General features: G+C 49.8%; 11 protein-coding genes. 3 read left to right on the forward strand and 8 right to left on the reverse strand.

The window, feature by feature from the left end; genetic code table 11:
- Positions 1 to 2: 2 nt before the first annotated feature.
- The gene (locus H6G45_RS14725; protein ID WP_190599160.1) at positions 3 to 2,696 is read right to left on the reverse strand and encodes a DNA polymerase III subunit alpha; all 2,694 of its coding nucleotides are present in this window, start codon (positions 2,694 to 2,696) and stop codon (positions 3 to 5) included.
- A gap of 150 nt (positions 2,697 to 2,846) precedes the next feature.
- Here H6G45_RS14725 and H6G45_RS14730 point away from each other — a divergent pair, with 150 nt between their 5' ends.
- Positions 2,847 to 3,479: a hypothetical protein gene (locus tag H6G45_RS14730; RefSeq protein WP_190599161.1), complete on the forward strand. Its 633-nt coding sequence runs from the start codon at positions 2,847 to 2,849 to the stop codon at positions 3,477 to 3,479.
- A 17-nt stretch (positions 3,480 to 3,496) separates the two neighbouring features.
- Here H6G45_RS14730 and H6G45_RS14735 read toward each other — a convergent pair whose 3' ends face one another.
- The 5 genes from H6G45_RS14735 to H6G45_RS14755 form a co-directional block, all read right to left on the reverse strand.
- On the reverse strand, positions 3,497 to 3,880 hold the full coding sequence (locus H6G45_RS14735) for a hypothetical protein (RefSeq protein ID WP_190599162.1): 384 nt from the start codon (positions 3,878 to 3,880) through the stop codon (positions 3,497 to 3,499).
- 48 nt (positions 3,881 to 3,928) lie between these two features.
- Positions 3,929 to 4,309, reverse strand: a complete 381-nt coding sequence (locus H6G45_RS14740; protein WP_199309793.1) for a hypothetical protein — start codon at positions 4,307 to 4,309, stop codon at positions 3,929 to 3,931.
- A gap of 102 nt (positions 4,310 to 4,411) precedes the next feature.
- Positions 4,412 to 5,392, reverse strand: coding sequence for an NAD(P)/FAD-dependent oxidoreductase (locus H6G45_RS14745; RefSeq protein WP_190599163.1), 981 nt, complete (start codon positions 5,390 to 5,392; stop codon positions 4,412 to 4,414).
- Positions 5,393 to 5,501: 109 nt separating this feature from the next.
- Entirely contained in the window at positions 5,502 to 7,118 is a 1,617-nt protein-coding gene (locus tag H6G45_RS14750) for a serine/threonine-protein kinase (protein WP_190599164.1), read from the reverse strand.
- Positions 7,119 to 7,151: 33 nt separating this feature from the next.
- Complete coding sequence (locus H6G45_RS14755) at positions 7,152 to 7,460, reverse strand: DUF3067 family protein (protein WP_010874344.1); 309 nt, start codon at positions 7,458 to 7,460, stop codon at positions 7,152 to 7,154.
- Positions 7,461 to 7,504: 44 nt separating this feature from the next.
- Here H6G45_RS14755 and H6G45_RS14760 point away from each other — a divergent pair, with 44 nt between their 5' ends.
- A complete protein-coding gene (locus H6G45_RS14760) occupies positions 7,505 to 8,488 on the forward strand; it encodes a class I SAM-dependent methyltransferase (protein WP_190599165.1) in 984 nt (327 codons plus the stop codon).
- Positions 8,489 to 8,523: 35 nt separating this feature from the next.
- A complete protein-coding gene (locus H6G45_RS14765) occupies positions 8,524 to 8,925 on the forward strand; it encodes a hypothetical protein (RefSeq protein ID WP_190599166.1) in 402 nt (133 codons plus the stop codon).
- Between the two features lie 164 nt (positions 8,926 to 9,089).
- On the opposite strand, the gene purH is transcribed toward H6G45_RS14765, so the two are convergent.
- Positions 9,090 to 10,625, reverse strand: a complete 1,536-nt coding sequence (gene purH, locus H6G45_RS14770; protein ID WP_190599167.1) for a bifunctional phosphoribosylaminoimidazolecarboxamide formyltransferase/IMP cyclohydrolase — start codon at positions 10,623 to 10,625, stop codon at positions 9,090 to 9,092.
- 58 nt (positions 10,626 to 10,683) lie between these two features.
- Entirely contained in the window at positions 10,684 to 11,505 is an 822-nt protein-coding gene (locus H6G45_RS14775; protein ID WP_190599168.1) for a creatininase family protein, read from the reverse strand.
- Between the last annotated feature and the right edge of the window lie 328 nt (positions 11,506 to 11,833).

Here is an 11,833-nt window from a genome sequence, read left to right on the forward strand (position 1 = left end):
GTTTATTTTATCCTCCCAGGATTAAGCAATGGAGAGAGCAGACTATGGCTGTCAAGGGCTTCTGCAGTTTGCTCAACATTTGCCAAAGTTAGCAAGTCCAGTTGCTGGTTAAAAATTTCTTCGATCGCCAACAGTTGATAATCGGTGGTTAAAAAGTGGTGGTCTGGGGTAGCACGGATCACAGAACCATCAGCCAATTCATATTCAAATACTTCTTGCTCTCCCCGGTCATGCCATTGGGCGATCGCCTGGGTGTAAACTCTCCCTTCCGGATCAACGCTATACACAGAACAATTAATTTCTTCGCTCACAATTTTACCAATGGGCAATGGGCCGTACTCAACGGTTAAAATTTCGCTGTCAAAACTGAGGCAATATTCGGCAAACTTAACCATTTGATCAAACAAATTTTCCGCCGTGCGGGAAGGAACTCCATGTTTAGTGGAACCATCGACAAATTTCGCCCGATGTTTTTGCATTTCTTCAGCTTTCTTTTTGCCCATCGCCCGCCGCAACAAATCCGCTTCTCCTAGGGAATAATCAGCTAAATCCTGAGCCATTTTCATGATTTGCTCTTGGTACACGAGAACTCCATAAGTTTCGTTGAGAATGGGTTCCAACAGTTTATGTTGATAGGAAATTTCTTCCCGGCCGTGTTTACGGTTAATAAAAATGGGAATTAACCCTGCATCCAATGGTCCAGGGCGATATAAAGCCAAAATGGATGAAATATCCTCAATGCCAGAAGGTTTTAGATCCCGCACAATCTGTTTCATGCCCTGGGATTCCAACTGGAAAATACCCTCTAAATCCCCTGCTTCCAGTAATTTATGGGTCTTTTTAACGTCATCGGGTAACTTTTTTGAACCGGTGCGGGCCCTAATTTGTAAAGCTTTTCGTTCCTGTAAAGGCAAATCATCTAAATCCAATTGAACACCCTTGGTTTCTGCTATTAACTCCACTGCTCGCTGTAGGGTGGTCAGATTTTTCAAGCCCAAAAAGTCCATTTTCAATAGACCCATGGCTTCCACATCTTCCATGTAATACTGGGTAATTACCGCCCCATCATTATTTTTTTGCAACGGTACAATTTGATCCAACGGTTCGGAAGAAATTACTACCCCAGCGGCATGGACACCGAAGGTTTTGTTAGTGCCTTCAATGCGAATGGCCATATCGATCCATTTTTTTACCCAAGGTTCGTTATCATAGCGGGCTTTAAACTGGGGCTCTGGAGTTTGGTCGGAAATCATTACCTTTAATTTAGCCGGTTTACCCCTAGAAACAGGGATCATTTTGGCCATTTTGTCCGATTCTGCATAGGGAATATCCAACACCCTGGCCACATCCTTGAGTACCGCTTTGGAAGTCATGCGGTTAAAAGTAATAATTTGGGCAACCTTATCTTCCCCATACTTTTGGGTTACATACTCAATCATTTCATCCCGGCGATCGATGCAAAAATCCGTATCCACATCGGGCATCGATTTTCGTTCTGGGTTTAGGAAACGTTCAAAAATCAGTCCATGATGCACCGGGTCAATGTTGGTGATTTTCATGCAATAGGCCACCAAAGACCCCGCCGCTGACCCCCGCCCAGGCCCCACGGGGATGCCATGATCTCGGGCATATTTAATGTAATCCCAGACCACCAGAAAATAGGTACAAAAACCCATTTTTTCTAGCATTCTTAACTCATATTCCAACCGCTCTTTATATACCGCAGGAATGTCAGCCCTTTCCCGACATTTCAACCGCTCCAATAAACCATCCCAGGCAATGTCTTCCACATAGGTTTCGGGGGTATGGTTGGGGGGAATGGGATAATGGGGGATGCGGGGTTCCCCTAAAATGCTGTAGGCTTCAATTTTATCGGCCACTTCCACCGTGTTGGCGATCGCCGTTTCGATAATGTCGTCCGGTAAATGATCCCGAAAGAGCGAACGCATTTCATCAGCGGATTTAAGATATTCAGTGCCGCTGTAGCGTAATCTTTTTTCTTCAGTAATTAACTTACCCGTTTGGATGCAAAGCAGGGCATCATGGGCTTCCACATCGTTACAGGAAATAAAATGGGAATCGTTGGTGGCAACAATTTTAATGTCTAATTCCTGGGCAATTTTGACCAAGTTAATGTTAACCAAACGGTCTTCCACTGAACCATGGTCTTGGATTTCTAAGTAATAATCATCTCCGAATAAATCCTTGTACCATTTGGCTACTTTGCGAGCGTGGTCCAAATCCCCTTTTAAAATGGCTTGGGGTACTTCCCCCCCTAGGCAAGCACTGGTGACAATTAACCCTTCTTTGTATTGCTCTAGCAATTCTTTATTAATACAAGGTCGAGCAAAAATACCGCTACCTTGAATGCCTTTCAGGTTAGAAATGGTGGTGAGTTTAACTAAATTTCTGTAGCCCTGGTTATTTTTTGCTAAAACTACTTGGTGAAAACGACGGTGGCGCTTATTAATTTCAATGTCACCATTAATCACATACATCTCGTTGCCGATGATGGGTTTAATCGGTTTACCCCGGCAAACCTTCAGCAACTCCACTGCCCCATACATCACCCCATGATCCGTCAAGGCGATCGCCGGCATACCCAACTCAATGGCCCGGTCAATCAAAGCGGGTAATTGGGAAGCCCCATCCAGGAGGCTATAGTCACTGTGGATATGGAGACCAACGAAGGACATGGCTAGAAATGTAACAACAGACCCCTATGATAAACCTTTTACAATGGGGACTATCGCCGGAATGCTTAATTAAGCTCATTCAGGGGCAAGAACATTGTTAAGATTTTCTTAATTTTATTCTGAGTAATGTAAAAAAGTTTTTCTTATTTTATGTCAACCCTACTTACCGATCCTCATTTAAAACGTAGACAAATTTTCCTTTCCTTAATTAAAAAAAGGGTCAAACCTGGCACCGGTAGCAGCCTCACTTTTTTAAATAAACGAACTTGGACTTTACCCGTGACTGATCTTCGTCAATTAATCAAAGATGTTCCCTTTGCCGTAGTAGGGGGAGTAGCAACCAGGCTGTACATGCCGGAACGGATGACATTGGACCTTGACATCATAATTGCAGCTGATAAAGCGCAACTAGCCTATCAAAACTTAAGAGATGCCGGGGCAACCAAAGTGAGCGATTTAACAATTCCCGGTAGTCAGTGGAATTTACCTAATGGGACTTCATTGGACGTGCTCGAAATTAATGAACCTTGGTTAGAAACAGCTCTTGAATCTCCCAATTATGCGCCTGATGGTTTGCCAATTATTGACTTGCCCTATTTGATTTTAATGAAGTTAAATGCCAGCCGCAGCCAAGATTTAGCTGACATCAGTCGCATGGTTGGATGCGCTACGGATACTCAACTCGAAAAGGTTAGAATAATGGTCGCCAAATACTTACCAACGGCAACAGAAGATTTAGAAAGTTTAATTATGTTGGGTAAACTAGAACAACGGACAGATTAAATATTAAGACTAACTTCCTACCGGGGCACCACCAGCATTTGTTCCAATTGGCGAAATAATTCGGGATTTTTTTGTAAATAATCAATAATACCGGTCCCTTGGCGAGCCATCTCATTCATCAGCCCTGGCATGGCTTGGATTTCTTGAATGAGGGTGGGATTATTCCTCAATATTTGCTCCATGGTTTTAATCACCAAGTCTGGATTTTCCCGTAACAATTGCTCTGCTTGTTGAACCAATTGGGGATTTTGCTCCAGTTGTCGTTGCACTTCGTTGAGGTCGATCGCCTGGGCTTGTAAGACGGGGACATTAGCTTGAATAATCTGTCCCGAACCTCCAGCTTCCACGGGAAAAACGGCCAGAGCAAGGGTTAAACCACCGGAAACAAGGGAGGAGAACATGGAACTTGGGAAACGGTGAATAAGTTTCCCCAATTCTAGCCTGAGTAATTAGTGATTGCTGTGATCCATGGGTTTCTCCATGGGCTTTTCCATCATGGGCATGTCCTGGGCTGGCACTGCTCCATGGCCCTTACCACCTTTGTGGCCACCAAAATAGGACATACTCACGTCGCCAAAGGCTACCATTCCCATGGTGACAAATCCAGCGGCGATCGCCCCCATACCCACCATGCCAACGGAAATTACCCCCATCGGAACAATGCCAATGGCCACTACCCCCATGGGAGCTACCCCCACTGCCACATAACCCGTTGGGGTGATACCAAAGGAAAATAGGCGGGCTTGGTACCATTTACGGGAAGGGTCTACATTGCCGCAATCCATGGGCTGATTGTCTTCTGGCGGCTTGGTTTCAAGGGGACTTTCCATAGGGAGGGGGAACTTAGTAAATTACTGCTAAAAGAATGCCCCCCATCCTAGGCAAAATATTGGCCAAGGGTCAAAAGACAGCCTGTCAAACTTAACTTTTGGTTAGTGAATCCATTTGCGGGGTTCACTCGCTCGGCGGATGTTACGCCAAATTTGCGTGGCGGCCAAGGTGCCATCGGCCACGGCTACGGACACTTGATTTAAGCCCTTTTTTAAATCTCCCAGGGCAAAAATGCGGGGATGGGTAGTTTGGGCCATGTCATTGGTGACCAAGTTTTCCCCTTCCCATTCCAGGCCCTCTATACCCTTGAGGTAATGGTTATGGTACACCGACCCCATATTAATCAAACCTGTTGTTGCGTCGATCACCGTGCCGTCCACCAGTTCTACTCCGCTCATTTTGTGGTCCTCCCCTAAAAATTTGGCGATCGCCGCTTCGTGGAGGGGATAACCGTGGTCTGCTAACTTGGCTTTCATTTCATCGCCGACAGTGCAGAGCCCATGGGTCAACACGGTAATGTAGGGCGTAAACCAATTCAAGACAAAGGCGGCATTAATTTGCCCTTCGGTGCCCGCAATCAGGACAGCCTTTTGGTCCCACATATCAAAGCCGTCACAGATCATGCAAACGTGCAGGGTATAGCCGGCATAGTCATAGACATTCTGCATATCCTCCAACTGGGGTAGATTGTCGATAATGCCCGTGGCGGCAATCACATATCTAGCCCGAAAAATTGGGTATTGACTGTCTTTTTTGCCCACCTTTACCTTCACTGCCAGGGTATCTCCCTCATCGGTTACATCTTCCACGTAACCCCGCAGCAAATCCGCGCCCCAGTGGAGGGCCTGTTGGGTGCTGTGGGTGATAATGTCCCGCCCCGGTGTATCAGGGTCTAGCCCCACATAGTTGCGTAAATCCTGCATCCAGAAGGAGCGGCCCCGCCCTTTTTCCACCACCAGACATTTCAGACCATAGCGGGCTAGATAGATGGCCGCAGACAAGCCCCCCATGCCTCCCCCTAAAACGATGGCATCGTAAACCGTGTCGAGACGGGCATCTAAATTTTTGCTGGATAATTTCATGGGGCCTCTCCTCGGCTTAATGTTGGCTAACTACTGACGGACTAAATAGACAAATGGATATGGAGCTAGGTTTTAGCTCACCCAAAGCGTCCATCTTCAGTATAAATCTCTAATTTTGTCCGGGGTCGATGGGCTTTTCCGCCGCTGGGGGAGCCGGCAGAGCCGTGTTATTGCCATTGTTGGGATTTTCCGGTGGGGGAATAACTGGTACCGGGTTAACGGGGGCAGGGGTGGGGCTAGCTTTGGGAGGGGAAATTGGCTTGGGGGAAGGACTGGGTTTTGGTGCACTAACAGGGGGCGGGGTAACGGGAATGGAAATGGTGGGGGAAGGCTCCGGAGCAACGGAGGGAGAGGGGCTGGGAACGAAGGGTTTAGGTTCCGGTTCTGGCGTGGGGGCAGGCTCATTTAAGCTGGGCTCCGGCTCCATAGGGGCTAATGTCCCTTCCGTTGGGGTGGGACTGGGTTCTGGAGTTGGACTGGCAGTCACCTCCGGGCTGGGGGTCACCGGCAAGGGGGTGGGGATCGGAGTTTCAAATAAATCCGGCCTGGGTTGCAAAGACGGCAGGGGGGTAGGAGTTTCCTCCGGGGATTCTTCCACCGTGGGAGGGGGATTATTGCGCCGTTGGTTGGTGACCCAAAATCCTGCCGCCATGCCTCCGGCAATCACCAGCAGGACAACCAGGGGCATAACTACCCACTTGATCAACGGTGAACCCTCCTGGGTTTCGCTATACCCGGTAAATTCCTGGCTATAAACTTTGGTGGCTTGGGTGTCGTTGGCGTTATAGGGGGAGCCTACCACTAGGGTTGGAGCGGTGGGTTGGGGCCCCGGTTTAATTTTGTCATTGCCGTTGGTATTTCCTTGGCGATCGCCTGTAGCCATGGAAACATTACTAAAACTGCCCTGGAGGGCCTGGGCCATGGCGTTGGCGGAACTAAATCTTTCCCTGGGATGGTAGCGTACCGCTTGGTCTATGACCTTAGCCAGGGTAGGACTGACTTGGGGCGCTCCCTGTCGCCAAAGAATTTCTCCGGTGCGACTGTCACTGGTCAAATATTGGGGGGTTTTACCGGTAAGCAAAAAAATAGCCGTGAGCCCCAAACTGTAAAGGTCGCTAGAAAAAACCGGCCTCCCAGCGGCTTGCTCCGAAGCCATGTAACCAGGGGTACCCAAGGCCACGGAATAGGCACTGCGGCCATCGGGATTGACCAACGTGCCCATGGTTTCTTTGATAATGCCAAAATCGATCAGAATGGGCTTACCATCTGCTTCCCGCAGGATAATATTGTCGGGCTTGATATCCCGGTGGATAATGCGCCGTTGATGGATAAACTGCAACACCGGCAAAATGCCCAGCAGCAATTCCTCCACCGCTGTGCTGGAAAAATTCCCCTTTTGGGCGTGGGCCTGGGTGAGGGTCAGCCCGGGAATCCATTCCTGCACTAGGTAAAAATCTTCCCCTTCACTGAAATAGGCGTACAGTTGGGGAATCTGGGCATGGTTCTCTCCCAACTCTTCGAGGATGGCCGCTTCTCGGTGGAATCTGTCCCTTAACCATGGGGGAATTTCTGGATTTTCCAGCACCGGTTTGAGGTGTTTGATCACACACTTCCGAGCCGAGGGCATGTGGGTATCCCGGGCTAAAAAAGTTTCCCCAAACCCCCCTCTTCCTAGGGTTTCAATAATTCGGTAGCGATTGTTGAGTAGCTTTAGTGGGGTAACCATAGCAATGCCCTATGCTCCTAGCTTGTCCAGCTTTCAAATAAACCATTCTGCGGCCCTGGCCCCAAGTTCCAGGGGAATACTAACTGCTTTACCTAGGCGGGGTTTTTCTTTGGTTTGAGCGATGAACTGTTGCACCTGTTCCCCCCCTCCCCAGGCCTGGAGATACTGGGCGATCGCCTCTAGATTAGCGAAATAATCCTCTTCGGAGAGGGGAAAGGAGGCCTGTTCCAGGTACCGCCACATAATCTGTAGAAAAATGCGGTCTTTGATGCGTCGCAATTGCACATCGAAGGAATAACCCCATTTGTCCACAATCAACTGGTGTAACTGTTTACCGGTCATGGCTCAACACCGAAATTGCCCCAGGCGATCGCCGCTTGATACCCATGCCTAGACAGGTTTGGATTTTTCAGCGACAATTTTCCCTAGTCCCATTAAAGCATTCCATGACTGTCAGCACCGCCACCCCTGCCCCCACTGCCATGAGTCAGGTCGTCAATGGATTATTGGCCGTCAAGCCCCTGTGGAACGTGGCTAAATGGCAAGCGCGTTCCATGATGATCAAACGGGCGGAGCGACTTGGCATCCCCTGGCGGGAGACGGTGAAACAATACCAACAGCAGGACTGGCAAGGGGATTGGGGGTCAGTGGTCAACCAAGACCTCACCTATCCCGACTATTACAACGCCTCTTTCCATGGTTATGACCAAGGCCATATGTGTTGGGACGCGGCCTTTGAATTTGAAGTGGCCGCCAACGCGGTTCATTCCAGCCTTTATCCAGAAGCCGGGGCCCAGGGGGATGCTCAGTTACGGCGTAGTTACCACGATGTTTTGCTAGCCCAATTGCCCCAAGCACCCCAAACCATCCTTGATTTGCATTGCACTGTGGGCCTGAGTAGCTTCACTTTGCAAGCCTGTTACCCGCAAGCGGCATTGACCGGGTTGGACTTTTCCCCCTACTACGTCACCCTTGCCCATCATCACGGCCAGGAAAAAGGAGCCGACATTAATTGGGTTCACGCCCTACCGGAAGCCACTGGCCTACAGGCCCAAAGTTTTGACCTAGTTTCCGCTTTTCTGCTGTTCCACGAAATGCCCCAGGAACCCACCCGGCGCATTTTTCGCGAAGCCCGGCGCTTAGTAAAAACCGGCGGCCATTTCACTTTTATGGATATGAATCCCCGCTCCCAGGCCTATCTGACCATGCCAGCCCATATTATGACCCTGCTGAAAAGCACGGAACCTTTTATGGACCAGTATTTTGCTTTGGATGTGGAGCAGGAATTATTGGAAGCCGGTTTCGACCAGGTGAGTATTCAGTCCAATAGTCCCCGGCACCGCACTGTCATCGCTTCCGTACAACCCTAGTCGCCATTCCTGACTTTGACCCGTCGTAACCTGCTATGGAAGAAACTTTTGTCGCACCGAACGGAGATAGTGATAGCAATTTTGGCTTAGCCCTGGCCGCCCTGACCCAGTCTTTGCAAAAACTGCAAACCCGTTACGACGAGGTTCAATCCCAGAGGGCCAAGCAACAACAAATCCAGGAATATCGTGCCGATGTGGAAACCAGGCTCCAGGGGGAAGCCCAGGCGGAATTAGAGCAGGAATTGGCCCGCATCCGTTCGGAGTTGGAAGCGTTATCCCTGGAATTAGAGAGTGAACTGTTGACCGATCGCCAGTTGCAAAAAATGTTTTGGGATGGTCTACGGCGGGGTTTGATGGGGGATGTGTTTTGGCAAATAATCCGCTTTGGTGGCCTGGGTTTGGTGCTGGGTTGGGCCCTAAAAAGTTGGGTTGGCTGAAGAATCTGTCAACAATTGAGGCTGGCACTGGAACAAGTCCAGGAAAGTTTTGCCAGGGGTTAATTTTGCCCTCCATGGAGTTGCTGAAGCTGGGGAATTTTAAAGTTTGTCTTGGTTTCCCCTAACTTCAAAGTCGTGAAACTAGGGGACTTTGCCAACCCCCTCTAGTGGAGAAAGTGGCGCACCCCAGTGAAAATCATCACTAGGCCCAATTCGTTGGCCGCCTGGATCGAGTCTTGATCTCGCATGGACCCCCCCGGTTGGATGATGGTGGTAATGCCAGCGGCGGCGGCGGTGCGGACGGAATCGTCAAAGGGAAAGAAGGCATCACTGGCCAGGCAAGCTCCTTGGGCTTCTGCCCCCGCTTGTTTCAGGGCAATTTCCACGGATCCGACTCGGTTCATTTGCCCCGCTCCCACCCCCAGGGTAGTTTTATTTTTGGTAATGGTGATGGCGTTGGATTTAACGTGTTTACACACTTTCCAGGCAAAGGCCAATTCCGCCAACTCTGCCGCACTGGGTTGTTTCTCTGTCACCACCTGCCAGGCATTGGGATCTTCCCGTTCATCGTCCGCCGACTGCACTAAAAATCCGCCGGCGATCGCCTTAATGGTTTGACTGGGGCCGGTGGCCAGATCGGGGAGAATTAAGACCCGCAAATTATTTTTCTTGGCTAGAATTTCCCGGGCCTGGTCATTGCAACTGGGGGCCACAATACATTCCAAAAAGGTTTTCACCATTTCCGTTGCAGTGGGGCCATCCAAGGGTTGGTTCAGGGCCACAATGCCCCCAAAAGCAGAGGTGGTATCGGCATTAAAAGCCTTTTGATAGGCTTCTACCAACGTGGGAGCTAAAGCCACGCCACAGGGATTGGTATGTTTTAAAATCACCGCCGCCGGTTCACTGGGGTCAAATTCATTAATAATGCGCCGGGCCGCTTCCAAATCCACCAAATTGTTATAACTAAGTTCCTTACCCTGGACTTTTTCGGCCTTAGCCCACCCTGTCGCCTCTCGCCCTGTTTGGTACCAGCCTGCACTTTGATGGGGATTTTCTCCATAACGCAACGGCTGGCGCAATGTGCCGCTAATGCCAAATCGGGTTGCACTGTCCTCGTTTAAACCACTGAAATAATTGGCGATCGCCTGGTCGTAGGCATTGGTGAGGGCAAAGGCTTCCCCGGCGAATTGTTGGCGCAGAGCTAAGGGAATTTCCCCCTGTTCCTGTAGAGCAGTCAAATAAGCTCCGTACTGACTGGGGTTGGTGAGGACGGTGGTATGGGCAAAATTTTTGGCAGTGGCTCGAATCATGGCAGGGCCACCGATGTCGATCTGTTCCACCGCTTCGGCTACCGTTACCCCGGCCTTGGCAATGGTCTGCTCAAAGGGATAAAGATTGACTACTACCAGATCCAGCGGACGAATATCGTTGGCTTGTAAATCCGCTTGGTCACTGGCTAAATCCCGCCGGGCCAAAATGCCCCCATGGATGCGGGGATGCAACGTTTTTACCCGACCACCCAAAATTTCCGGTGCCCCGGTGTAATCACTCACCTTGGTGACGGGGACCCCAGCTTCTTTGAGGGTTTTGGCAGTGCCACCACTACTGATCAGGTCAAACTGAAATTCATTCACTAGCCGTTGGGCCAGCTCCACAATGCCACTTTTGTCAGACACACTCAGCAGGGCTAAACGGGCCATTGCCTTCTCCTCTTGGTAATTTTTCCGTCCTCCATTATCCCCCAGGAGTTGGACTCCCTTACCCTTTCCTGTCCAGACTAGGGGGGTGGAAATGGTACACCGCCTCGATCGCCTGACGACAACCATCGGCCAGACAATCCAGCAAAACTTCCCCTTTCTCTTTGGTAGCTACGGTGGCATCCCCCATCACCCCACTACGACTCACTTCCTTCGTTAACCAAGCAAAGGGCAAACTTCCTTCCATGCTCAGCAATTCACCGTCGGCGGGAATCCCCTGGGGAAATTCCTTCACCAAACGATCTTCTCGCACCAGCTCCGGCCAGAGGGCCATCATCAAGCTGGTTTCCCCATCCCCCGCATGGATACCGTGGGTCATCTCCTTGGGGGTGAGTAAATCCGCCGCACAATGGGGCATGCGCCAGGTGAAAAAGGGGAAAATTTGCAGATCTGGGTAAGTTTGGTGCAGATCCCGAGCGGCTATTTCCAGCACTTGAATTTGGCCCCCGTGGGAGTTGAGCAAAATCCATTTACGGAAGCCCGATTGATACAAACTAGCCGCCACTTCCTTCAGAATAGCCAACAAAGTTTCTGCACTGAGGGTGATGACCCCAGGGAAACCAATATGTTCGTTGGACTTGCCATAGTACAAAGTCGGGAGGACATAGGCCGGAATTTCCGCCCCTAAAGTTTGCAACGCCTTGCCCAAAATCCCCTCAGAAATGGCCGCATCCACCACCAGGGGTAAATGGGGGCCATGCTGTTCGATGGAACCCAGGGGCTGAATAATGATGGTTTTATCCTTATCCGGCAGAGCCTCAATGTCCGTCCAAGTCAGATAGGCAAAATAGCGCTGGGGAGGAATGACGGCGGAATGTAGCATGGTCAGAGGTTTAAATATGCCTTAACCTTAACGAAATTTTTTGCCATTGTCGGCGCTGTATCGAGAGTTGAATCGTTATTGTGGCGCTAGCTATGCTATGCCTCGATTTTTTCTCGATCCCATGGGCTAAAATCCATCTTCTACCCAGTTAATAAACATTGAAGTGAAATTTTGACCTGTTTGTTGGCTAAGTTGGGAGGATTTTTAGCTTTTCCCTAACCATCTCCGGGGTTAAGCGGGGAACACAAATAACACTTTTTATGGGATCAATTCTCAATAAGATTCCACTATTGCAACTAGCGAGCCTAGCGACTATGATGGATCCCAT

Origin of the sequence: Synechocystis sp. FACHB-383 (genome assembly GCF_014698605.1) — a bacterium.
Classification (GTDB): Bacteria; Cyanobacteriota; Cyanobacteriia; order Cyanobacteriales; family Microcystaceae; genus Synechocystis; species Synechocystis salina.

Bases quoted from the DNA above. Each gene is read 5' to 3' on its own strand.
- H6G45_RS14765 (WP_190599166.1), top strand. From the start codon at position 8,524: ATGGAAGAAACTTTTGTCGCACCGAACGGAGATAGTGATAGCAATTTT.
- H6G45_RS14750 (WP_190599164.1), bottom strand. From the start codon at position 7,118: ATGGTTACCCCACTAAAGCTACTCAACAATCGCTACCGAATTATTGAA.
- H6G45_RS14725 (WP_190599160.1), bottom strand. From the start codon at position 2,696: ATGTCCTTCGTTGGTCTCCATATCCACAGTGACTATAGCCTCCTGGAT.
- H6G45_RS14735 (WP_190599162.1), bottom strand. From the start codon at position 3,880: ATGTTCTCCTCCCTTGTTTCCGGTGGTTTAACCCTTGCTCTGGCCGTT.
- H6G45_RS14775 (WP_190599168.1), bottom strand. From the start codon at position 11,505: ATGCTACATTCCGCCGTCATTCCTCCCCAGCGCTATTTTGCCTATCTG.
- H6G45_RS14730 (WP_190599161.1), top strand. From the start codon at position 2,847: ATGTCAACCCTACTTACCGATCCTCATTTAAAACGTAGACAAATTTTC.
- H6G45_RS14745 (WP_190599163.1), bottom strand. From the start codon at position 5,392: ATGAAATTATCCAGCAAAAATTTAGATGCCCGTCTCGACACGGTTTAC.
- H6G45_RS14760 (WP_190599165.1), top strand. From the start codon at position 7,505: ATGCCTAGACAGGTTTGGATTTTTCAGCGACAATTTTCCCTAGTCCCA.
- purH (WP_190599167.1), bottom strand. From the start codon at position 10,625: ATGGCCCGTTTAGCCCTGCTGAGTGTGTCTGACAAAAGTGGCATTGTG.
- H6G45_RS14755 (WP_010874344.1), bottom strand. From the start codon at position 7,460: ATGACCGGTAAACAGTTACACCAGTTGATTGTGGACAAATGGGGTTAT.
- H6G45_RS14740 (WP_199309793.1), bottom strand. From the start codon at position 4,309: ATGGAAAGTCCCCTTGAAACCAAGCCGCCAGAAGACAATCAGCCCATG.